We start from the raw sequence: 22,912 nt of genomic DNA on the forward strand, positions 1-22,912 counted from the left end.
TGACGAGACTGCCGGGCGTCGTACGACAGCGTCTTGTACGTTCTTTGCGTGGCGGCGAAACCAGCGGTTCAGCAGGAGGTTGCCGCCTGGCGCCCGCGCATCCCCGGTGTCGTGGAGGTCTTCCACGCCCACTTCACCGAGTACGCGTACCCGATGCACGTCCACGACGCGTGGACGTTGCTCATCGTGGACGACGGGGCCGTACGGTACGACCTGGACCGGCATGAGCACGGCACCCCGCACGACACGGTGTCGCTGCTGCCGCCGCACGTCCCGCACAACGGCTCCCCCGCCACCCCGGACGGCTTCCGCAAGCGGGTGCTGTACCTCGACAGCAGTCGGCTCGGCGAGGATCTGATCGGGCCCGCCGTCGACGCACCCGATCTGCGCGATCCCTTGCTGCGGCTGCGCGTCGGGCAGGTGCACACCGCGCTCACCCGGCCCGGCGAGGAACTGGAGGCCGAGAGCAGGCTGACGCTCGTCGGCGAGCGGCTGCGGACGCATCTGCGACCGGTGGACGGGAGCCGCACCCCACCTCGCACCTCACGCCCCGACCCCGCGCTCGCCCGCCGGCTGCGCGAACTCCTCGACGAACGTGTCGTCGAGGGCCTCTCACTGGACGAGGCCGCGCGGATGCTCCAGGCCCATCCCGCGCATCTCGTACGGGCGTTCAGCAGCGCGTACGGCATCGCACCGCACCAGTATCTGAACGCCCGGCGGGTCGATCGGGCCCGTCGTCTGCTGCTCACGGACCACGGTCCGGCGGACGTCGCCGCGCTGACCGGCTTCCACGACCAGGCCCATCTCACACGCCACTTCAAGAAGCTGGTGGGAGTGCCCCCCGGGCGCTACCGGAACAGCTACCGCAAGGGCTCGGGTGGCTCCCACGTCTCCCACGAAGGCATGCGGAAGGTCATGTGACGTCGGCCCGACAACCGAGTACGGACGTTCGTTCGAGAGATTCGGCGGAAGCCGTCCGTCCACCGGTTACGCCCGCTTAGCGTCGCCCCATGGACGACTCGCAGAACACCCAGAACCCCAAGAACCCACCCAACCCGGAGAACCCGGAGAACCTGGAGAGCCCGCCGGACTCACCGGGGTCGCCGGACTCGCCGGACTCGCCGAGATCGGCCGCCTCGACCACCCTGCGCACCCTGAGACTCAGCCGGGTCTCCACCGCCGTCGCGGGCGCCGCGGCCCTGGTGGCCTTAAGTGTCGGCGCGGCCCTCGCGTCCGCCTCGGACGACGGTCCCGCGTCTTCCCCGAGCCCGAGCCCGACCTCGACGTTCACCGAGCCGCCGCCGATCGAGGAACCCGGCGACGAAGACGGCGACGGCCCGGTCGGCGGCAGCGGCAGCGGCGGCAGTGACCCCGACGACCCCAACCCCAGCCCGACCACTCCGGTCGATCCCCCGATCCCCTCCGAGCCCCCGGCCACCCCGCCCGCGGAAACCGACCTGGAGGCGCTCAACCGGCGTATCGCGGAACTCGACCAGAAGGTCGACGAGCTGCCCACCAAGAAGGAACTGGCGGACGCCCTGCGCGCCTTCGCGAACGAACTCGACAAGCCCGACGGATCGTCCGGCGGCTCCGGTGACGACCCCGATCCCACCGACGGTCCGCAGCCGGACTCCTCCCTGCCGCCGGACGGCGACTGACCCGGCGTCGGCGTCCCGGGGTCAGTCGGCCGAGGGCCGTGTGAGGTGCGCGAACGCGTCCAGGTTTCGCGTCGACTCGCCCCGGGACACCCGCCACTCGTACTCCTTGCGGATGGCGGAGGCGAACCCCAGCTCCAGAAGGGTGTTGAAGGCACCGTCGGCCGCCTCCAGGACCTGGCCGAGGAGGCGGTCGATCTCGTCGGCGGTCACGGTGGCCAGAGGCAGCTTGGAGGTGACATAGACGTCACCGAGCGGGTCGACGGCGTAACTGATGCCGTACAGCTTGAGGTTGCGCTCCAGGAGCCAGCGGTGCACGCCGGGCTCGTTCTCGTCGGGGTGGCGGATGACGAAGGCGTTGAGGGACAGAGAGTGACGGCCCAGCAGCAGGGACACCGTCGTCGAGAGCTTGCGGGTCCCGGGGAGCTTCACCACGTAGGTGCCGGGTGCGGGGCTCTCCCATTCCAGTTCGGCGTCCTTGAGGGCACCTTCGAGGACCTGCGCCGTCTGCGCCGCCCGCGCGTCCCGGTCCGCCTTTCCGGTGTCAGCCATGGTGGGAGCGTACGCGACGGCGGTACGACTGGGTCGCCGCCGTGTAGACGTCCGCCGTGGCGGCGGCCGCGGTGTCCCAGCCGAAGGACTGCGCGTGCCGGGCGGCTGCCTCGCCCATCCGTGCCGGGCGCGCGGGGTCGTCGGCGAAGTCGCGCAGCACGCGCGCGTAGTCGGCGGGATTGTGTCCTCGTACGAGCACACCCGTCTCTTCGTCGCGTACGGCCACCGGAAGTCCGCCGACCGCGGCGGCGAGCACCGGCGTCCCGGCCGCCTGTGCCTCTATGGCGACCAGGCCGAAGGACTCGCTGTAGGACGGCACGACGAGCACGGACGCGGCGCGGAACCAGTCGGCGAGCTGCTCCTGGCCGACGGGCGGCTGGAACCGTACGACATCCGCGATGCCGAGCCGGGACGCCAGCTTCTGCAGGCCCTCGGGCTTGGCGAGCCCGCTGCCGCTGGGGCCGCCGACGACCGGGACGACGATCTGCGAGCGCAGGTCGGGACGCTCGTCGAGGAGGACGGCGACCGCGCGCAGCAGCACGTCCGGCGCCTTCAGGGGCTGGATGCGGCCTGCGAAGACGGGGACCAGGGCGTCCTGCGGGAGGCCGAGACGGGCGCGGGCTGCGGCGCGGCCGTCGGCGGGGCGGAAGCGGTCCAGGTTCACGCCGGGGTGGACCACGGCGACGTTGGCGGGATCGGCGGCGTAGTGCCGTACGAGTTCCTCGCGCTCCTCGGCCGTGTTCGCGATCAGGCGGTCGGCGGCGGCGACGATCTGGGTCTCGCCGATGACGCGGGCGGCGGGCTCGGGGGTGTCGCCGTCGGCGAGGTTGGCGTTCTTGACCTTGGCCATGGTGTGCATGGCGTGCACCAGGGGGGCGCCCCAGCGCTGGGCGGCGAGCCAGCCGACGTGGCCGGAGAGCCAGTAGTGGGAGTGCACGAGGTCGTAGTACCCGGGGCGGTGGCCTGCCCAGGCCTGCATCACACCGTGCGTGAAGGCGCACAGCTGGGCGGGGAGCTCCTCCTTGGCGAGGCCCTCGTAGGGGCCCGCGTCCACGTGCCGGACGAGGACGCCGGGCGCGAGTTCGACGGCCGGCGGGAGAGCGGCGGTCGTCGCGCGCGTGAAGATCTCCACCTCGATGTTGATCGCGGCGAGGCGCTGCGCGAGCTCCACGATGTAGACGTTCATGCCGCCGGCGTCGCCGGTGCCCGGCTGGTGGAGCGGTGAGGTGTGCACGGAAAGCATGGCGACGCGGCGGGGGCGACGGTGCGGCAGTCGCAGTCGCGGGGGTGCCGCCACAGAGCGTCGCCCGAGCCTGCTGGCGTACTGGCTCACGTGGCTCCTCCTAGCTGCGGGCAAGCCGGACGGAAGGTGCGGCGCGCCCTCCAAGGGAGGCAACACGGAGTGAGGGCTTCCCATTCCGGGCGGGAGGGTTTTTGCCGAGGTATTACCAGGTTTCGCTCAACCGTTCGAGGTCGGGATGCGTGGACCTTGGGGCCCCTCCGAGTGATCGGCGTCCGGCGATCAGCGAACAGGGGATCGGCGCCAGGGCGACCGGCCGGCCGAGCGCCCAGGCCGGCGGTACGAGCGGCCTGACTACTGAACCGAGTGCCCGGCCAGGAGGACCAAGCGGCCGCATACCCTCGTACCCATGACATCCCGCGCAGCGACCCGCCCCGTGGGCACGGTCACGCGCGGGACCACCAATCCCAATCGGCTCCGCCGCATGGACCGCTGGATCGCGGCGGTGCACGGGGCCGAGCTGCGCCGCGCCGTCGACCCCGTGGCCGTCGACCTCGGCTACGGTGCCGCCCCCTGGACGGCCGTCGAACTCCTTGCCCGCCTTCGCACGGCGACGCCACGCGCGCGCGTGGTCGGCGTCGAGATCGAACCGGCGCGGGTCGCGGCGGCGCGGCCGTACGAACGGGACGGGCTCGTCTTCCGGCATGGCGGTTTCGAGATCCCGGTTGCCGGGCGGCCGCTGCTCATCCGGGCCGCGAACGTACTGCGCCAGTACGACGAGGGTGAGGTCGCCGCCGTATGGGAGCGGCTGTGCGCCCGCCTCGCCCCGGCCGCCGGGAACTCCCGCGGCGGGCTGCTCGTCGAGGGGACCTGCGACGAGATCGGGCGCCGGCACGTATGGGTGGCACTCGGTCCGCGGGGTCCCCGCACGGTCACCTTCGCGACCCGGCTGGGTTCGCTGGAGCGGCCCTCGGACCTCGCGGAACGGCTGCCGAAGGCGCTCATCCACCGCAACATCCCCGGTGAACCGGTGCACGCCTTCCTGCGCGACTTCGACCGCGCCTGGGCGGCCGCCGCGCCCTACGCCTCCTACGGCGCCCGCCAGCGCTGGCTCCGGGCGGTGCGGGACCTCACGTCCGACTGGCCGGTGACGGACGGGCCGGCGCGGTGGCGGCAGGGTGAAGTGACGGTGGCGTGGGAGGCGTTGGCGCCGCGCATCTGACCCGTCCGGCTTCCCGGCCCCGGGAACGATCTCCGTGAGGCGTTCGTCACACAGACGGGGAGATCGCCATACGGGGGATGGGAAGGGGGGAAGGACTCGCTTTGCCGACGCGCGCAACGACCTCTGTCGTTTTGCACGCCTACGTGACACGATCCCCAGACGTCCGTAAGTTACTGACGGTAAATCAGTTTTTTGGGGGCAGAGGTATGAGAGCGGGCAAGCGCGGGCTGATCACAGCGGCCGTGACCGTCGTCTGCGCGGTCACCGTACTGGCAGCGCCAGGCACGGCGTTCGCGGCTCCGACCCCCACGCCGTCCCCGACCACGACCCCGTCCTTGGCAGCTCCGCCCGACAAGGACCTTGAGGCCGTACGCGAGAAACTGGACGCCCTCTATCACGACGCGGCGGTCGCCACGGACGCGTACAACGCCGCCGAGGAGAAGGCCGAGAAGCAGTCGGCCGACATCGTCGCCCTGGCCAAGAAGATCGTCGAGGGCAAGGAGAGGCTGGACCGGCTGAAGGACCGCGCGGGTGCCGCGGCCCGCTCCCAGTACCGCGGCGGCGGACTGCCGGACGAGGCGCGGTTGATGCTCAGCGACAACCCTCAGCAATTTCTTGACGGTGCGGGCCGGGTGATCCAGGGCCAGCGCGCGACCAAGGGCCTGATCGGGGAAATGTCCCGCACTCAGCAGGACTTGGAGCAGTACTCCAAGGATGCCTCCGCCCAGTGGAAGAAGCTGGAGGAGGGCCGCAAGGCCAAGGCGGCCGCCAAGAAGGAGATCAAGAAGCAGATCGCGGCGGCCGAGAAGCTCGAGTCCAAGCTGGAGAAGAAGGAGAAGGAACGCCTCGCCGAGCTGGAGAAGAAGGCCGCGCTCAAGGCGCAGACCGCCTGGCTCGGCTCCGGCATCCTCGACGAGATCAAGGGCGACGCCTCCGCGCAGGGCAGGAAGGCGGTGGAGTTCGCCACGGCCCAGATGGGCAAACCGTACGAATGGGGCGCCGAGGGCCCGAATACGTATGACTGCTCCGGCCTGACCTCACAGGCCTGGGCGAGCGCCGGCAGCACGATCCCACGCACCTCGCAGCAGCAGTGGCAGCAGTTGAAGCACGTGGCCGTCGAGGACATGCGCCCCGGAGACCTCATCATCTACTTCGGCGACGCCAGCCATGTCGCGATGTACGTGGGCGACGGCGCGATCGTGCACGCCCCGCGGCCGGGGCGGACGGTGACCGTCGCCGGGGCGGGGACGATGCCGATACTCGGGGTAGTGCGGCCGGGCGCGTGAGCGTCCGTGGGGTGGTGCGGCCGGGCGAGCTGGTGGCCACTGAGCCGTTCAGCCGAGTGCGTGAGCGGCCACGGGTGACAAGGGCCACATGACCTGGCGCACCTCAAACCTGTCGCCGACGTGACGTTCGTCATCCCGACGCGGCAGTCGACCTGTCCAACTGCGGTAGGGAACGCGGCATATGACAGCGGCCAGCGTGCGGGCAGCGTGCCGTGCGCCATTCCGTTGCGGCGCCGACTACCGCTATGGTCCCCGTCGGTAGGTCGAGGTCCCTTGCCCTGCCATGCACGCGGGGGGGGGAGGGAAGGAACCAAGAAGATGCCCGTACCCGTACCGCGGCAGAGAGCGATCCCGGCCGTGGAGAGTGGTCAGGCGCAGGCCGCGTCCTCAGGCACCGGCCCTTCGAAGGAAGGGGCCCCGCACGAGACGGCCCCCGCCGGGAACACCGCGGCCGTGCCCACTGGCCGCACCACCGCCACTGCCACAGCCATGACCGGCCCGGATGGCTCGGCCGGCACGCGTGGCTCCGCCGACGGCACAGGCCAGGTCGGCCACGTCGGCGCGACCGGCCAGACCGGCGCATCCGGCTCGGTCGGCGGCTCCAGCGGCTCTTGCGGCCCCAGCGGCTCCACCGGCACAGCAAGCACCACTGCCACCACCCCCAGCAACAGCACAGGCACCGGCGCAGCCACCAACGCAGGCGCCGGCACCACCCCCGCCACGACCAAACCCACCGGCGTCATCGCCCCCACCGGCACCAACCTCACCCTGCTGGTGATCGAGGACGATCCCGGCGGCTCCACGGTCGTGCCCGAGTTGCTGGACTCGGCCGGCAGGCCGATCCGTGTGCGCACCGCCCGCAACCTCACCGAGGCAGCGCGGCTGCTCACCGACGACGTCCACTGCATCCTGCTGGACCTCGCGCTGCCCGCGGCCGGCCGGACCCCGGCCGACGACGAGCTCGCCGTACTCCGGCACGTGCTGGAGCTCGCGCCCCGGCACGCCGTCCTCGCGCTCACCGCGTCCGGCGACGCCGAGCGCGGCGCCGAGGCGGTGCGTGTGGGCGCCCAGGACTACCTGTTCCGGGACGAGCTGGACGGTCGGCTGCTGAGCCGGGCGATCCGGTACGCGGTGGAGCGGAAGCGTTCCGACACGGCCGAGCGACGCCTCGCCGAGGGCCGGATGCGCGCCCAGGAGAACCGCCGCCTGGAACGCGGCCTGCTGCCCACCCCCCTCCTGGAGGGCTCCTCGCTCCGCTTCGCCGCCCGCTACCGGCCGGGCCGTTCGCGTGCCCTGCTCGGCGGCGACTTCTACGACACCGTCCGCACCCCGGACGGCACCGTCCACGCGATGATCGGTGACGTCAGCGGGCACGGCCCGGACGAGGCGGCGCTCGGTGTGGAGCTGCGTATCGCCTGGCGGGCGCTGACACTGGCGGGCCTGTGCGGCGACCAGCTGCTCGGCACGCTCCAGCAGGTCCTGGAGCACGAGCGCTCCGACGAGGAGATCTTCGCGACGCTGTGCACGGTGGACATCGCTCCCGACGGCCGCCGCGCGGGCCTGTGCCTCGCGGGCCACCCGGCCCCGCTGATCGCCCGCCCCGCCCGGCCCGCACGACTGCTCCCGCAAGAGAACAACGGCCCCGCCCTCGGCCTGCTCCCCGGCGCCCGCTGGCCGCGGATGCAGGTGGAGCTGGGTGCCGAGTGGAGCCTGATGCTCTACACCGACGGTCTGATCGAGGGCCATATCGGCCAGGGCCGGGAGCGGCTCGGCCAGGACGGCATGGTGGAGATGGTCCGCCGTCAGCTCTCCGCGGGGTTGCGCGGGGAGGAGTTGCTGCGGGCCACGGTGAACGAGGCGCGCGATCTCAACGGCGGCGAGCTCACCGATGACGTGGCGGTGCTGTTGCTCGACCGGACGGGCTGAACGGAAACCCGCCCCTCAGGTCCCCCCGCTCCCCCTTCGGGACGCTTCAGCGGCCGCCGTTGTAAGGGCCGTACGGACCGTCGCTGCTGGAGCCACCGCGTCGGCTGCGGCCCCCGCCGGGCAGGCCGCGCAGGGCCGGTCGTACGTCGACCATGTACACGATCGTCGCGACGAGGCCGATGATCGGCAGGAACGACAGGATGTTGAAGATCAGGTTCACCACGAACGCGAGCCCCAGGACGATCAGCCAGAAGGGCTTGGTCTTCTTGTCGGCCGCGCGGTAGGCGTCCTCGCGGCGCGTGGCGGCGTCGATCAGCGCGAAGCCGCTGAAAAGGATCAGGGCGACGCTCAGCAGCCACATGAACCCTGCGAAACCCTGCATCAGCACTACGTCCACCACCAGACTCGGCTTGTCTTCACGCGGTCACCGTACCCGTTCCCGGAATCCCGCTACCCGGAGAACGGGCCGGGCACTCCGAGAGTGCCCGGCCCGTGATCCGTACCGCGGTGCCTCACTTGGCGGGCGGCGTGGTCTTCTTGGCGGTGCTGGTGGGGGTGACCTTGCGGGCCGGGGTTGCCTTCTTCGCCTCCGGCTTCTTCGCCGGGGCGGGCACGGTCTTGGCCTCGGTGGGCTTCGGCACGGTCTTGACCGGGGCGGGCTTCGGCTCGGCCTTGACGGCGGAGGGCTTCGGCTCGGTCCTGACCGGGGTCGGCGCCGGCTTCGGCTGAGCGCTGGGCTCGGCGTTCGGCTCGACGGCGATCGCCAGGTCCTCGATCTCCTCGGCGGCCTCGCCGCGCCAGGTCCGCACGGTCTGCTCGCCGTGCTCGGCGACCTTCTCGTACGTCTCGCGGGCCTTGACGGCGTACTCGGCGGCGACGCCGACACCGCGCAGGGCGAAGTCCTGGGCGCTCTCGCCGAGCTTCTTCAGGTCGGAGTCGAGGGTGCTGCCGAGCTTCTTCAGGTCACCGTCGAGGGTGCCGAAGAACTCGCCGACCTTGGCCTGGATGCTCTCCTGCGCCTCCTTGGCCTTGACACTGGCCTCCTTGGCGCGCGCCTGGGCCTTCTCCTGGACGGTCTTGGGGTCGGTGCTGCGCACGGCCTCGATCCGCGCAGGGGCCTCGGCGCGCAGCTGCTCGACCAGACCGGGCACCTTCTTGGCCTGCTGAAGGGCCAGGTCGGCGGTGCCGGCGGCGAAGTAGAGCGGAGTCGGGTCGCTGAGGGTCTTGCGCAGGTCGTCGGTGATGGCCATGGTGATGGTCCTCCCGGATTCGCTTTCGGCTGAGGGTTTTGTGGTCCGCAGTCAGGCGGCCGGCGCCCTGGTCCGGCTCAACTGGCCGTCTGCTGCGGGTCGGCGTCATTGCCGCCGGTTGTACGGGTACGTCGGGTGGGCGTGCGCCCGCCCGCCGTGCGGGTCTCTCGTACGGCGAGGTCACCGTCGCGGACGGCCGGGTCGCCGTCACTCAGGGCATCGTCACCCGGAGCGCCGACCTTGACCCCTATGTCCGTCTCGTCGTCCTCCTGGCCCGCTTCGTCGATCCCGAACCCGTTCTCCTTGCGGAAGGACTCGTAGATCTGGAGCAGCACCTGCTTCTGCCGCTCGTTCAGCGTGGGATCGGCGAGGAGGACCGCACGCGTCTCCACCTCGTCGCGGTCCCGCTCGGCGTCGAGGATGCCGGCCCGCACGTACAACGTCTCGGCGGAGATCCGCAGGGCCTTGGCGACCTGCTGCAGCACCTCCGCGCTCGGCTTGCGCAGCCCGCGCTCGATCTGGCTCAGATAAGGATTGGACACCCCGGCGGCGTCGGCGAGCTGCCTGAGCGAGAGCTGCGCGGTTCGCCGCTGCTCGCGCAGATAGTCACCGAGGTTGCCGACGTTGAGAGATGCCATGCGTCCACCTTGCACCACCCGCGCTAACTTTTGCAAGCACCCGCTTGCAAAAGTGCGCCACGCCACGCCGAGGTCCACCCGAGTGCCCCAACCTCACCCACCGACGCACCCTCCCAGCCTCCGCAGCGGCCCCTGTTCCACCCCCTGCGACACCCGGACCGCCCGGCGGTGCGTCTCGGCGATCATGGCCCTCCGGCTCACTCCACGACCGGGTCCACGACCGGGCCGCCCGACGGCCGTAACACCCGCCAGTACTGCCGTCGCCTGTCGTCCCTCACCACGACACCGAGACGGGCAAGTTCCTCCCGAAGCTCCTGGACGTCGTCATCGCCGGGCCCCTTCTTCTCCAACGACTCCTGGCGGGCCCTGAGAACAGCGTTCGCACCCTCCGGCAGGCCGGGAGTGCCCGGGACCCAACGCCGGAACGCGTCCTTGTGCGGATCGACGTCCACCCACACGTACCCGTGCCTGGTGAAAGCGCCGGAGACGCGGCCTGCGCTCAGGTCGCATTCCTGACGGGCGAGTTCACCCTCGTCGTGACCGAGCAGGACAAGATGCTTGCCGTCCCGGAACACCGCCGCGACGGCGTCGCGAGAGAACTCCCGCTCACGGCCCTTGCGGGTGAGGACCACACGGTCGCCCGACAGGCGGATCACCAACTGCTCGTACTGGGCGACAAGTCCGAGCGCCAGCCCCGCCACCGCGCCGACGGCGGGCAGCACCGGACCGGGAAGGGACTCGACGAGTCCGGCCGGTTCCCGCAGCGGCGCCACGGGCAGGGACACGAGCCAGCCGGCCAGGAGGTCGACCAGCAGTCCGAGGCCGGCCCCGAGCAGTACGAGAACGACGTAGACACAGACCGTGCTCCACACCGGGTCGCGCAGCACAGTGCCACCCCGTGTACCGCGCCCGGATGCCACTTCCCTGTCCATACCCCTGTCCCCCTTGATCTTGATCTCTTGTTCCTGACCCTCTGCGCCTGTCTGTCTCTGTCCGTTCCTGACGCTGCCGTAATAATAAACCGAGCCCTCGGTCTAGTATTGTTGCCGAAGACTATCTGGGATCGGTCGAGGACCGAAGGAACCGAGAACCGCAGGATCAAGAAGGAGACAGGCCCCGATGAGGACGGTCGACCCCGCCAAGCACCGGGCCCGGCGCCGGCACATCATCAACGTCGCGGCCGACCTCTTCGCCGCCAAGGGCTTCGAGCGCACCACCACCGCGGAAATCTGCAGGGCCGCCGGCATGAGCGCGGGCAACCTGTTCCACTACTTCCCCAACAAGCGCGCGATCTTCCACGCCGTCTTCGAGGACGACGAACCGGACGGCGGTGCGACCAAGGCCGAGCGACTCGCCGCCGCCCGCGCCTCCGACGACCCGTGGAAAGCCCTCCTCGACACCGTGGACCTGCTCGCCGCTCCCGCCACCGAGCCGCTGGTCCCCGCCCTGGTCATGGAGGCGATGGTGCAGGCCTATCGCGACCCCGAACTCGATGCGCTGCTGAGCCGCGACAACGACGAGGAGCGGTCCACCGTCACCACTCTGCTGCGCGACGCCGCGGCGGCCGGGCAGATCGATCCCGCCCTGGACCCGGACGACACGGCGGCGTGGGTCATGGCGCTCATCGCCGCCCTCTACACCAGCGCGGCCACCGACCCGTCCTTCCGCCCGGCCGACCAACTCCCCACCCTGCGCCTGATCCTCGAACGCTTTCTCCGGCGAACCTGACGCGAGGTCCTGACGCAAGGCGCCCTCCACGCAGTACGTACTTTTTTGTAAGTACTTGGCAGCTCCCGGCGCACGGCAGAAGCTGAAGACCGTCACGCGGAAGCCCGAGGCTGCCCACGAGGCATCACAGGTTTCGGCTGTCGGCCAATACCCCTCCCCTGCACCGGAGTTGAAGCATGCCCGTGTCCACCGACCTGCCCGCCGTCACCGTTCTCGGCCTGGGCCCGATGGGTCGCGCGCTGACCCACGCGTTCCTGGAAGCGGGGCTGCGGACCACCGTGTGGAACCGCACCCCGGGCCGGGACCGGGCGTTACTCGAACGCGGGGCGGTCGGTGCCGCGTCCGCGGCCGAGGCGGTCGCCGCGAGTCCGCTGACCGTCGTCTGTGTGGTCAACTACGACGCCGCCGACGCGATCCTGCGAAACGCACCGGTCTCCGACGCCCTCAAGGGCCGCACCGTCGTCAACCTCACCGCGGACACCCCGAACCGCGCCCGGGAGACAGCGAGTTGGGCGGAGGCCCACGGCGTCCGCTACCTGGACGGCGCGATCATGACCCCCACCACGACCATCGGCACCCCCGCCGCGGTGTTCCTGCACAGCGGCCCCGAGGACCTCTACCGGGAACACCGGCCCGCACTGGACTCCCTCGGCGGCACCCACACCCACCTCGGCGAGGACATCGGGCGGGCCGCCGCGTACGACATCGCCCTGCTCGACCTCTTCTGGACGGCGACGGCGGGCTACGCCCACGCCCTGGCGGTGGCGCGGGCCGAAGGTGTCAGCGCCCGCGAGCTGGCCCCCTTCGCGCAGGGCATCGCCGCGATCCTGCCGCCGCTCATCGCGGAGTGGGCGGACGACGTCGACGCCGGCACCTTCTCCGGCGAGGGCAACCCGATCACCTCGGCGGTCTCGTCGATGGCGCACATCGTCCAGGCCTCGGAGTCCCACGGCATCGACGCGGGCGTGATGCGGGCGGCCGAGGGCCAGGCCCGCCGGGTCGTCGGACTCGGCCACGGCACGGACGGGTTCATGCGGGTCACGGAACTGCTGGGCCGCCGCTGAGAAACTCCGTGGCTTCGATTACGACCAGGACGCTACCGTGCAGCCATGACTGCCGGGTCGGCCTTGTGCCGTGAGCGAGTTGGGTGCCCGGCCTCTGAGTGAGGCCCCGGGCCAGGAGCCCGCCTCTTTCTCTGCGCCGCCTTCGAAGTTCAGAAGACTCCAGCGACAGAGAAAGAGAAAGAAGAGCGAGTGCCCAATCCTTTCAATGACCAGGTCATCGAAGAGTTCCGCGCCAACAAGGGCCGTATGGGCGGCCACTTCGAGGGCGCCCGTCTGATCCTCCTCACCACCACCGGCGCCCGCACCGGCACCCCGCACACCGCCCCCGTCGGCTACCTCCCCGACGGCGGCGACCGCATCCTCGTCATCGCCTCGGCGGGCGGTGCGCCCCGGCACCCCGACTGGTACCGCAACCTCCTCGCGCACCCCGAAGTCACCGTGGAGAGCGGCCCGTTCACGTACCAGGCGCGGGCCGAGGCACTCACCGGCGAGGAGCGGGACCGGGCCTTCGCGCGGGCGGTGGAGGCGGAGCCGGGCTGGGCGGCCTACCAGGAGAGGACGGAGCGGGTGATCCCGGTGGTCGCCCTGCACGAGATCGCCCAGGGCGGACCGCCGAACATCAACGCCGACTCCTTCGGCGAGGCGATCAAGGTCGTGCACGACGCCTTCCGTCGCGAACTCACCCAGATCCGCAAGGAGATGAGCTCGGGTACGTCCACGCTCGGCGCCCAGCTCAGGGTGAACTGCCTGACCTTCTGCCAGGGCCTGCACAACCACCACACCGGCGAGGACCTCGGTATGTTCCCGCTCCTCGCCGACCGCCATCCGAAGGCCGCCCCCGCGCTCGCCCGCCTGCGCGAGGAGCACGAGCGGATCGCGGCCCTCGTCGAGGACCTGCGCCACGCGGTGACCGCCGAGGACACCGACCTGGACACGGCCCGCGCGGAGGTGGAGCGCCTCACGACGGAACTGGAGGCCCATCTGACGTACGAGGAGCAGCAGTTGATCCCGCTTCTCGACGCCACCGCCTGACGGATCGACGCCACCGTCTGACGGAAAGGGCTCCACACGGGCGGCCGTCGCCCAGCACCTGCCCCCAGGATCTGCCCCCAGGGCCCGTCCTAGAACGGCAACGGCCGCCCGTGCACCACGTCCAACCGGGACACCGCCCGCGTCAGCACCACGTACAGCCGATGCAGCCCCCGTTGCTCCGCCTCCGCGATCGCGGCCGGCTCCACGGCGACGACATGGTCGTACTCGAGTCCCTTCACCAGGCTCGCCGGGACGACGCTCAGCCGGGCGCCCAACTCCTCCGGGCCGGCCGCCACGATGCCGGCCGCGTCGAGCGCGGCGCGCACCCGGTCCACATCCGCGTCCGCCGCGACGACCCCGACCGACCCCTCGCACGCGAGCGCGTCCCGAGTGGCGCCCACGACCGCGTCGAGCAGTCCGCCCGCAGCCGCCTCCCGGATCCGCAACTCCCCGTCCCCGCGCAGCGACCGCCCCGTCGGGACGTCCACGTCCAGCCTCTCCAACAGCCGGTTCGCCAGCGTCACGACAGCCTCCGGAACCCGGAACCCGATGGTCAGCGGCACCACGGCCGCGTCCGGTTTCCCGAGGTGCCGCAGCACCGTGCCCCAGGACCGCGCCGCCCAGGGGGTGGTCGCCTGCGCCAGGTCGCCGAGGACGGTGAGCGACCCGAAGGCGGCCCGGCGGGCGATCGCCCGGCACTCCATCGGGGAGAGGTCCTGGGCCTCGTCGACGACGAGGTGGCCGTATCCCTCCGGATGCTCGACGAGTCCGCCGACCTCGTCCAGAAGGACCAGGTCGGCGGCCGACCAGCGCGCCGACTTCCAGGACCGCGGCGGCTTCGCCCACAGCAGTGCCCGCTGCTCGTCGGCGTCCAGCAGTCCGTCCGCCGCGGCCGCCAACACCGCCCCGTCGGTGAGGAGTTCGGCCACCACCTCCTCCGCCCGCACCCGAGGCCATACGGCGTCCACGTACGCCCCGACCGCCCGCGACCGCGAGATCTTCTGCACCCAGGCGTTGCTCTGCGGCCCGGCCCGCAGCTCCGCCTGCGCCTGCACACACCGCACGACCCTGCTGCGCACCCGCTCCCGCCCGACCCCGTACGGCGGCTCCTCGGCCCGTACGCCACGCAGGATCCGCGCGAGTTCGCCACCGGACACCCGCCACCGGTACGTCCCGTCGGGCACGACGAGGGCCCCGACATACCCGACGGAACCGCCCTCCCCCTCCCTCTCCCCCTCCGACACCCGCGCGTACAGCGCCCGCCGCAGCACCTCCGCCATCCGGCCGTCGTGCTTGATGACGGCGGTCCGCTCGTCGTCCGCCCCTGGACCGGCCGCCCCGCGTGCTCGGGTGATCCGGGGGTGCCGTGCGATCTCCTCGTGGAGGGTCGACTGCCGCACGCCGGTCTCGCCCAGCGCCGGCAGCACCTCCGCGATGTAGGAGAGGAAGGTCCGGTTGGGCCCGAGGATGAGCAGTCCGCCGCGGCGGATGCGCTGCGGGTGGGTGTAGAGCAGATAGGCGGCCCGGTGCAGTCCGACGGCGGTCTTCCCGGTGCCCGGGGCGCCCTGCACGCACACCGAAACGGGCAGGTCCCCGCGTACGAGATCGTCCTGCTCGGGTTGGATGGTCGCGGCGATGTCCCGCATGGGACCGACTCGGGGCCGCTCGATCTCCCGGGCGACGATCCCGCTGGCCCGCGACTCGCCCCGGCCGAGGTGCTCGTCCTCCAGCCCGGTCAGGTCGGCGGAGTCGCCCCGGCTGCCCGGCGCCCAGCCGAACCGCCGGCGCACGGCGACACCCTGTGGCTCATGGGCGCTCGCCTGGTAGAAGGCGCGGGCGACGGGGGCCCGCCAGTCGACGACGAGGGGCGGCACGGCCGGGTGCTCGCTGATCCTCAGGCGCCCGATGTGGTACCGCTGCCCGGAGTGGTCACCCGCGCCCCCGCCGAAGTCCAACCGCCCGAAGAACAGGGGCCCTTCGGGCAGTTCCCGCAACTCCTTGGCCTGGCTGCGCAGGCGGTACCCGAGAACCTCGGCGTCGGCCCCGGAGGCGGAGACGTCCACACCGGTGACGACGTGTTCCTGGGCCCCGTCGACCATGGCGGCGAGGGCGGCGCGGCAACGGTCGTGGTGACCGCGTTCCTGGTGGAGGGAGCCGTGGAGAGTGTCCTGGAGAGCGGGGTCGGATGACGTCATTCCACTGAGCGTACCGGAATAGCGTAACCGAGTAACATTTTTTACCGAGTCTCAATCATGCGAGGTGAGGCAACCCGACCGCCAGTTGCCCGAAGGCCCGCTCGGCGGCGGCCACCGCGTCCGCCTTGACGTCCGCCACCCGCTCCCCCTCGGCGATCCGCCGCCAGTTGTCCAGCGCGAGGACGCGCCGGACGGCGATGATCTGTCCGGCGGCCAGCCGTGCCTCGAGCCCGCCACCGAGTGCCTCGGCAAGCGCGGCCTCGGACCGCTCCTGGTACGCGTACACACGAGCCGCCAGCGCGGGAGTCCCGTACAGCAACGTGTGGAAGGCGAGCACCCGCGGATCGTCGTTGAGCCCGGTGACGGGATCTGACCGCTCCAGCCCGTCCAGGAAATGCCGCCGCAGCGCGCCGAGCGGCGGCGCCTCCCCGGCGACGACCCGCGCCGCCTCGTCCTCGTGGTCGGCGATCCGGTACAGGACGAGGTCCTCCTTGGCCGGGAAGTACCGGAACAGGGTCGGCTTGGAGATCTCGGCCGCGGCGGCGACCTCCGCGACGGACACCGCGTCGAACCCCTTCTCCAGGAAGAGCCCGATCGCGACCTCCGACACCACCTCGTACATCCGCCGCTTCTTGCGCTCACGCAGACCGGTCTCGCTCATGGGGTGAGCGTAACCACCCGGGCGGATCTCCTCCGAGGGCAGAGCACCTCAGTGGAGTCACGGTCCGTACGCCAGAACCCAGGCAAGGTAGGGGTTCGCCGTCGAGCGGGCAGGCAGACCGAGCGAGGCCCACGCGGCCTGCAGGGTCATCGCGTACGAGTCCACGGCCCGCCGGACGTTGGGGGCATCCAGGCCCGCCCCGGTCACCAGGCGGTCGAGGTCGACGTAGGCGGACCGGACGATCTCAATCCGGCGGTACACCCCCCAGTCCCTGCGCCAGTCATGTGTGTACTCGGGCGGCAGCTGCTTCTCCCAGCGGCGGAACATGCGCTTCCGGATCTCCGTCCGGGTGGGCGTGAGATACATGTGCCGGACCAGGTCGTAGAGCGGATCCCCGACCAGGGCCATCTCCCAGTCGATGATGGTCAGGGCCACGTGATCCTTGCGGCGCACGAGATTCCACGGGTTCAGGGCACCGTGCAACAGTGCGGGTGCCCGATTGCTCGTCTCGTGGCGGGACAGGAGCTCGCGCAGACGCTCCGCGTCGGGCAGACCGAGAACCCGGGCCAAATGTTGTGACTCGTTCGGCAAGTCCTGCACCATGAGGACGAGTTGCTCCTCCAGCCACCAGGTGAAGCCACCCTCCCCCGCTGTCGGGTCGAGCTGCTTGTAGTCCACCCCTGTCAGGGCGCAGAGTTGGTCGACCAGCGCGTCCGCTTCGTGCGGGAGGAGACCGTGCACGGGATGGTCGGGCGGCACCGTGCCGTGCGGTGCCGCATAGGAGTGGATGGCGAACCCGTCGCCCCTCGGGCCGCTTTCGCCCAGCGCCAGGCACCTCGGTGCCGCCACCGCCACCCATGACTCCTCGATGGCCCTCAGAACGGCGTGCTCACTCAGGTAACTGCGCTCGAGCCGACGGACCTGGGGCAGCTTGCGTCGCACAACGACCGGGAACTCGATGCCCGGCACATGAACGATCGAATTCAGGTGTGTGGTGCCTTTGAACACCCGGTCGGCCGGGACCGCGCCTTCGAGGAGAAGAGCTTCGCCGACAGCGGCACTGGGGAAGTCGAAGCTCTCCGGAACGCGCATGTCCGGCCTCCACGCGATCCCTTGGCGAAAACGATCCAAGCCGCCGTGGCTCGCGCCCGCCCGTCGAGCGGTCCGCCAACGGACCAAGGCCCGCTCGATCTCGTCCTCACTCGGGATGCCCGGCAGCCTCAGCGGCCTCTCCCCAGCTTCCAGGGCCCTGCGGACCGACGCCGTCGCCACGTCCAGGCTCCTCTGGTCGAAGGAGTCCTCCAAGGACTTCGCGGCACGCATCACATCCGGATAGACGGACTGTGCCCGCTCGAAGTCCACGTAATGGCGCAGGTCCCCGCACACTCCGCGGACGGCTGCGGGGCGGATGGCCTGCATGGCCTGCGTCCAGGTGTCGATGACCTCGTCCCACTGGTGGGGCGGGTACTGCATCCGGACGAGATGGGTCGAGAGGTCGTGCAGAGGGTCGCCATACGTCGCCAACTCCCAGTCGACGCATATGAGGGGTGGCTCACCGCCGTACGAAAGGATCAGGTTGTCGCGGTGCAGGTCGGCGTGGAGCAGACTGTACGGCCGTCGGGTCATGGCGGGTGCTCGTTCGGCGAGCCGGACAAGTGCGTCCTCGGGAATGCCGAGGGCCGCGAACAGTCCGCCGAAGGCACTCCAGTTCGGCTGCCGGATCTGCGTGTCCGCCATGCGCGCCAGTGTCCGCAGGAAACCCTGGCTGTCCGTGTGGCCGGCAGGCCAGATCGCGGGCAGAGCCGGCAACGCTCCTCGTCTCACTTGGGACATCTGGGCGAGCAGCCCGGCCAACGCCCTCATGAGCAGCGGGTCCACGGGCTTGCCGTTCCCGCACACAGCGGAGAGCGGGACACCTTCCACATAGCTGTGGACGGCGAAGCCCTGCCCGCGGAAAAGGCACTCGGGGACATGGGGCAGCACACCCTTGAGCGCTCCGAGGATCTCCGCCTCGTTCTGCCAGGTACGGATCACCACCGGCAACGCCTCGGGGCGCCGGACCCGCACGGTCACGGAGGTTCCCGCCGCACGGCCGACAATCCGCGCCACGTCCTCGGTCAGCGGCAGCACGTAGTTCTGGTTGTGGTGCCCACTGCTTGCCTGCCGGGACGTCACGGCGCGTGCCACGAACGCGTCGACGGCGAACACATCACGGGTGACACGCTCCCCGGGCAAGAGCCGGGGAAGAGAAGGTGCGCCCACTGGCCGCTCCGGTGTGGTCGAGCTGTCGGCAGAGCCGGGATCCCGGACTGCCGCAACCGGCATCCAGGTATACGAACGTACAGCAATGCAAGGATCACGCGTTGTGAAGAGTCCCGGCGAGGCAACGACGACCCGGCGTCAGGTCCCGTACGTGTCAGACCGGTTCGACGCGCTCCGGCACCTGTCCGGCACGCGCCGCCCGCGTCGCGCCCAGAACGCGGTTCCAGCGGACGAGCGCTCCCATGATCCGCGCATGGCTCGGCGCTCCCTCCAGCCCGAGCGGCTCGGCGGCGTTGTCCAGGATCCTCTGCAGCTTCAGGGCGGCCCAGGGAAGGGCAGCCCAGTTGAACCCTGTTCCTTCACACAGCGACAGCGACGTCCGAATGACGTCGGTGAAAACCGACTGCACTCTCTTGAAGTCGAGGAGCAGCGGCAGATCATTTTCCCACCCGTCCGTACCGCCTGGGCGGGTGCGCTCGACCACCCTGATCCATTCCTGGGTCATACGCCGTTCCTGATCCGCCGGATAGCGCATCAGGTACAGGTGGGTGGCCAAGTCGTACAGGGGGTCGCCCAGCATGGCCAACTCCCAGTCGATCGTCCAGAGTTGGCCGTGCGGATCGAGGACGAAGTTCTTTCTGTGCAGATCCGCGTGCAGCAGACAGAAAGGGCGCTGTCGCATCCCCTTCGCGCTCTCCCGGATTCGCGCGAATGATTTTCCGTCCACACCGAGATCTCCGAAAAGAGCCGCGAATTCATCGTGGTTCTTCGTGTAGACGTGCTTCTCGGTGAATATGATGAGACGTTCCAGAAAGCCGGTCGTGTCACCGTTCTTGGGACGGTCCTCCTCCTTGCAGCGCCGCTCCACACCGAGCAGCCTGTCCGGTGTGATGCGAACCATCTCCTGGAAGAGGTCGACGATCTGATCGAAGACCGAGTGGGAGACCCGTTGGCCCCTCCAAGGGTGGGTCCCGAGGGTTCGCCCCTCGATGAACCCCTGCATTCCCATACCCGCCACGTCGTGAATGTCGGGGATACGCGTGACGCTCCCGTTGAGGGCGCGGAGCAGATCCTCCTCCGACGTGAAGCACCTGCGGTCGAACCACAGGATCTCGGCACGTGGCTCCCGGAACTTGACGGTCTGTCTCCCGTTCGGCAGGGCCAGCACGTACGTCTCGTGGTGGTACCCCTTGAGCGGACCCATGACCACGCTCGAGGCGTCGCTCACTTCCTCGGCGCGCTGCCGAGAGCCGGAGACCAGATGGGATGTCATTCTCTGGGTTCAGCCCGTTCCGATGGAACCGATGGGGTAAGGGGGATGGACGTTACTCCACCGCCCTCACGTCTCGGTGGAGAACCCGTCCATGGGACCACCCAGGTCGCCGTCCCGGGCGAACCGGTGCACGCGCGACCGACGGGCCCGAAAGGAGGGACGTACTCCGTCTGATGAGCCCCGGACCTGTGGTGTTGGAATCACGAGGCCTTGTTGCGACACACTGTCGCACCTACCGAGGAGGCCCCTTGACAGACGCGACCGACGACCAGGATGCGGTACTGGGCCTGCTCGACACCACGCGCGCCGTGCTGTTCGACTTCGACGGTCCCGTCTGTGACCTCTTCGGTGGCGCGTCCACGGCTTGCGTCGCTGAGAGAATCAAACAGGTGGCCCGACAGGACTGGGAGCCGCTCGACAGGCAGGTCGAAACCTGCGACGACTCGCACGGCATCCTCCGTCGACTCCGGGACATGTATGACCGGCGAGCCCCGGAACAACTCGGCCGACGCCCGCTCGTACGGGCTGAAAAGATCGTCGCCGATTTCGAGTCGGAGGCCGTACGGACCGCCCGGGCTTCAGAGCACATCAACCCTCTCGTGGGCCTGCTGCTCGAACTCCCCATGCGTCTGGTCATCGTGAGCAACAATGCCGAGGGCCCGATCCGGCAGCACCTGGAGCGACAGGGCCTGGATCTGAAGTTCGAGAGGGTCTTTGGCAGGGACCCGGAGAACGCCGGGCACATGAAGCCGGATCCTCATTGCGTCAAACGCGCGCTCAGGCACCTGCGCCTCGCACCCTCCTCCTGCCTTGTGGTGGGAGACCAACTGACCGATCTGAAAGCGGCGTGGTCGGTCGGCGTGCCGTTTCTCGGATACACACAGGACGAAAAGCGATACAGGGAAATGAAAGACAATGGGGCGAACGCGGTGGTTTCTTCGCACGCTACCGTCGTCGAAGCCGCCAAGGAGCTTATCAAGATCCGGCGGGCTTCGGCCTCGGATTCTCGGTGAGAAACTCCCAGGCCGAATCGAACCAGGCCTGCATGGTTTCCACGAATACCGTTCCCTGTGAATAAGGGTCCGCGTCCTTGACGTGGTGCGTGAGCCTGGCGCCCAGGCCGACCACATCGATGGCTTCGATCTCCCTGTCGTCCTCGAGAACGATGCCTCGTTTGAAAACCTCGTAGAGGCCGTGCAGCGCCTCCGCCTGGTTGACGAGATAGACCTTGAAGGGCGGCACCAGCCGGACCCGACGGATGTCGAAGTGCACGGAGGGCACGAGTTTCCGGACCTTCAGATCGCTCAGCATGCTGCGCAGTGATGCTGTGTGCTGGCGCGTGATGGCCAGATACCGTTCCTTCAGGAGTTCGTCGTGGACGCCGTCATCGGTCCGCCAGTAGGGGATCTCAAGGGTTTCCAGCGGTAGCAGCATGCGTATGGCGATGCGCTGCGGGGGCGCCTGCTCGCCCCGGATCATCCGTTCCACCTGGAGACGGATGTGAGCGTCCAGCGACTCGGACGTCAACGTGAAGACGTCCAGCGTCACTTCACGCTCCTGAAAGGCACGCTGGACGAGCGGCCCCAGCGTGACCATGCGGTCGGGCTGGCTGCTGCTCGTGGGGGAATGGATCCGCTGCACCCTGATGACCCGCGAGCCACTCCCCTGCCGGGTGTCGATCCAGCCCTCGCTCTGAAGTTCCTTGAGGACCCGCTGTACGGTGTCGCGAGAGACATGGAACATCTTGGCCAAGTCGCGCTGCGCCGGCAGGAAAGAGTTCAGGGGATAGTCACCGTTGGCCATACGCGCGCGCAGCGCACCCGCGACGCGCTCGAACTCCCTGCCGCCGCCATCGCCGATGTTGCCGTCGCTCACACCGCGACCGTACCTCTCCACACGAGCAACCAAACCAATTTCAGTCAAATTGGCAAGCCAACTTGACTGCTAGTTGTTGGATCGATCCGAGAGAAGACTCCAGACCGACTCGAACCAGTTCCACATGCTGTCCACAAAGACCGTGCCGGACGAACAGGGGTCGTCGTCCTTCACGTGATGGGTGAGGGTGGCGCCCAAGCCCAGGACGTCAAGCGCCATGACCTCCTCGGCGCGATCCAGCATGATCTTGCGCTCGATCACTTCGTACGGCCCGTGCAGCGCCTCGACGCCGTTGAAGACGTAGAGCTTGAAGGTCGGGGTCAGCGGAGCCCGGCGGATCCGCACGTCCACGAACGGCACCAGCCCTTCGGTCTGAAGGTCCCTCAGTGATGCCTCGAGCGACTCCGTGTTCCGCTCGGTGATGACGCGCAGGCGATCCCACAGGCGCTGGTCGCCGGCGTCGTCCTTGACGCGCGGATACGGCAGCGGAACCGCGGCGTCCGGCAGGAGTACGCGCAGGGTGATGCGCTGGGGTGCGATGCAACCGCTACGGATGCGTTCCGCTTGCAGCCGGATGTGGGCGTTGAGCGACTCGGACGTCAACGTGAAGACGTCCAGGGCCACTTCCTGCCGCTCGAAGGCCTCGTTGATGAGCGGGCCCAGTGTCATCCCTTGGCGCAGCCTGGTGGCCCTGAAGGTCGAGGACTGGATGTGCTGGTTCTTGACAACCCTTGATCCGCTGCCTCGCCGGGAGTCGATCCAGCCCTCGTCGGCCAGCTCCCGCAGCGCCCGCAGCACGGTGTCCCGGGAGACCCTCAGCTCCTCGGCCAAGTCGCGTTGTGACGGCAGGAAGGAACGCAGCGGATAGGTCCCGTCGACCATCCGCCCACGCAGTTCGTCAGCGACCCGCTGGAACTCCCTGCCCCCGCCGTCCTCGCCGGTCCGGTGTCCGTCCACGTGTGGACCGTACCGCTGCCAGTCCACCAACAAACCAGTCCGACGCCAACTCAACAGTCATATGGGGTGATTGGTTAAGGGATCAACCGAGACGGG

Annotated in this window: 21 protein-coding genes; 9 read left to right on the forward strand and 12 right to left on the reverse strand. The window is 69.8% G+C overall.

The features are described 5' to 3' along the window. Positions 1–48 precede the first annotated feature (48 nt). Both OHA64_RS22165 and OHA64_RS22170 read left to right on the forward strand, forming a co-directional pair. On the forward strand, positions 49–921 hold the full coding sequence (locus OHA64_RS22165) for an AraC family transcriptional regulator (protein WP_405615685.1): 873 nt from the start codon (positions 49–51) through the stop codon (positions 919–921). 89 nt (positions 922–1,010) lie between these two features. Then, a complete protein-coding gene (locus OHA64_RS22170; protein ID WP_405615687.1) occupies positions 1,011–1,658 on the forward strand; it encodes a hypothetical protein in 648 nt (215 codons plus the stop codon). Between the two features lie 21 nt (positions 1,659–1,679). On the opposite strand, the gene OHA64_RS22175 is transcribed toward OHA64_RS22170, so the two are convergent. Together OHA64_RS22175 and mshA are read right to left on the reverse strand one after the other, a co-directional pair. Further along, entirely contained in the window at positions 1,680–2,207 is a 528-nt protein-coding gene (locus tag OHA64_RS22175; RefSeq protein WP_405615689.1) for a YbjN domain-containing protein, read from the reverse strand. Beyond that, on the reverse strand, positions 2,200–3,540 hold the full coding sequence (gene mshA, locus OHA64_RS22180) for a D-inositol-3-phosphate glycosyltransferase (protein ID WP_405615691.1): 1,341 nt from the start codon (positions 3,538–3,540) through the stop codon (positions 2,200–2,202). The genes OHA64_RS22175 and mshA overlap by 8 nt, the downstream gene beginning before the upstream one ends. Positions 3,541–3,856: 316 nt before the next feature. On the opposite strand from mshA, the gene OHA64_RS22185 reads away from it, so the two are divergent. The 3 genes from OHA64_RS22185 (at position 3,857) to OHA64_RS22195 (ending at position 7,881) form a co-directional block, all read left to right on the forward strand. Further along, positions 3,857–4,669 carry a class I SAM-dependent methyltransferase gene (locus tag OHA64_RS22185; RefSeq protein ID WP_405615693.1) on the forward strand — a complete coding sequence of 271 codons (813 nt, stop codon included), beginning with the start codon at positions 3,857–3,859 and terminating at the stop codon, positions 4,667–4,669. Between the two features lie 206 nt (positions 4,670–4,875). Continuing rightward, a complete protein-coding gene (locus OHA64_RS22190; protein WP_405615695.1) occupies positions 4,876–5,955 on the forward strand; it encodes a C40 family peptidase in 1,080 nt (359 codons plus the stop codon). A 318-nt stretch (positions 5,956–6,273) separates the two neighbouring features. Next, positions 6,274–7,881, forward strand: coding sequence for a PP2C family protein-serine/threonine phosphatase (locus OHA64_RS22195; protein WP_405615697.1), 1,608 nt, complete (start codon positions 6,274–6,276; stop codon positions 7,879–7,881). A 46-nt stretch (positions 7,882–7,927) separates the two neighbouring features. Here OHA64_RS22195 and OHA64_RS22200 read toward each other — a convergent pair whose 3' ends face one another. The 4 genes from OHA64_RS22200 to OHA64_RS22215 form a co-directional block, all read right to left on the reverse strand. Beyond that, positions 7,928–8,263 (reverse strand): DUF2516 family protein, encoded by a 336-nt coding sequence (locus tag OHA64_RS22200; RefSeq protein WP_405615699.1) that lies wholly within the window; start codon positions 8,261–8,263, stop codon positions 7,928–7,930. 130 nt (positions 8,264–8,393) lie between these two features. Next, positions 8,394–9,131, reverse strand: coding sequence for a hypothetical protein (locus tag OHA64_RS22205; RefSeq protein ID WP_405615701.1), 738 nt, complete (start codon positions 9,129–9,131; stop codon positions 8,394–8,396). Positions 9,132–9,208: 77 nt separating this feature from the next. Then, positions 9,209–9,769, reverse strand: coding sequence for a helix-turn-helix domain-containing protein (locus OHA64_RS22210; protein ID WP_405615703.1), 561 nt, complete (start codon positions 9,767–9,769; stop codon positions 9,209–9,211). A gap of 197 nt (positions 9,770–9,966) precedes the next feature. Continuing rightward, the gene (locus OHA64_RS22215) at positions 9,967–10,701 is read right to left on the reverse strand and encodes a hypothetical protein (RefSeq protein WP_405615705.1); all 735 of its coding nucleotides are present in this window, start codon (positions 10,699–10,701) and stop codon (positions 9,967–9,969) included. Positions 10,702–10,888: 187 nt separating this feature from the next. On the opposite strand from OHA64_RS22215, the gene OHA64_RS22220 reads away from it, so the two are divergent. The 3 genes from OHA64_RS22220 to OHA64_RS22230 all read left to right on the forward strand — a co-directional run bounded on the left by OHA64_RS22220 (position 10,889) and on the right by OHA64_RS22230 (position 13,593). Then, entirely contained in the window at positions 10,889–11,497 is a 609-nt protein-coding gene (locus tag OHA64_RS22220) for a TetR/AcrR family transcriptional regulator (RefSeq protein WP_405615707.1), read from the forward strand. A gap of 176 nt (positions 11,498–11,673) precedes the next feature. After that, complete coding sequence (locus tag OHA64_RS22225) at positions 11,674–12,561, forward strand: NAD(P)-dependent oxidoreductase (RefSeq protein WP_405615709.1); 888 nt, start codon at positions 11,674–11,676, stop codon at positions 12,559–12,561. Positions 12,562–12,750: 189 nt separating this feature from the next. Beyond that, the gene (locus OHA64_RS22230) at positions 12,751–13,593 is read left to right on the forward strand and encodes a nitroreductase/quinone reductase family protein (RefSeq protein ID WP_405615712.1); all 843 of its coding nucleotides are present in this window, start codon (positions 12,751–12,753) and stop codon (positions 13,591–13,593) included. Positions 13,594–13,682: 89 nt separating this feature from the next. Here the strand turns inward: OHA64_RS22230 and OHA64_RS22235 are convergent, their stop codons facing one another. From OHA64_RS22235 to OHA64_RS22250, 4 genes are all read right to left on the reverse strand, one after another. After that, positions 13,683–15,788: a HelD family protein gene (locus tag OHA64_RS22235; protein WP_405615714.1), complete on the reverse strand. Its 2,106-nt coding sequence runs from the start codon at positions 15,786–15,788 to the stop codon at positions 13,683–13,685. 55 nt (positions 15,789–15,843) lie between these two features. Next, positions 15,844–16,449: a TetR/AcrR family transcriptional regulator gene (locus tag OHA64_RS22240; protein ID WP_405615716.1), complete on the reverse strand. Its 606-nt coding sequence runs from the start codon at positions 16,447–16,449 to the stop codon at positions 15,844–15,846. A gap of 57 nt (positions 16,450–16,506) precedes the next feature. After that, entirely contained in the window at positions 16,507–18,684 is a 2,178-nt protein-coding gene (locus OHA64_RS22245; protein ID WP_405615718.1) for a phosphotransferase family protein, read from the reverse strand. A 181-nt stretch (positions 18,685–18,865) separates the two neighbouring features. Next, complete coding sequence (locus tag OHA64_RS22250; protein WP_405615720.1) at positions 18,866–19,984, reverse strand: phosphotransferase; 1,119 nt, start codon at positions 19,982–19,984, stop codon at positions 18,866–18,868. 248 nt (positions 19,985–20,232) lie between these two features. Between OHA64_RS22250 and OHA64_RS22255 the strand changes: the two genes are divergently transcribed. Further along, the gene (locus OHA64_RS22255) at positions 20,233–20,997 is read left to right on the forward strand and encodes an HAD family hydrolase (RefSeq protein ID WP_405615722.1); all 765 of its coding nucleotides are present in this window, start codon (positions 20,233–20,235) and stop codon (positions 20,995–20,997) included. Here the strand turns inward: OHA64_RS22255 and OHA64_RS22260 are convergent. Together OHA64_RS22260 and OHA64_RS22265 are read right to left on the reverse strand one after the other, a co-directional pair. After that, positions 20,960–21,859: a winged helix-turn-helix domain-containing protein gene (locus OHA64_RS22260; protein ID WP_405615723.1), complete on the reverse strand. Its 900-nt coding sequence runs from the start codon at positions 21,857–21,859 to the stop codon at positions 20,960–20,962. The genes OHA64_RS22255 and OHA64_RS22260 overlap by 38 nt on opposite strands. A gap of 69 nt (positions 21,860–21,928) precedes the next feature. Further along, complete coding sequence (locus tag OHA64_RS22265) at positions 21,929–22,816, reverse strand: winged helix-turn-helix domain-containing protein (protein ID WP_405615725.1); 888 nt, start codon at positions 22,814–22,816, stop codon at positions 21,929–21,931. Positions 22,817–22,912: the final 96 nt, after the last annotated feature.

Origin of the sequence: Streptomyces sp. NBC_00076, from assembly GCF_045041235.1 — a bacterium.
Classification (GTDB): domain Bacteria; phylum Actinomycetota; class Actinomycetes; order Streptomycetales; family Streptomycetaceae; genus Streptomyces.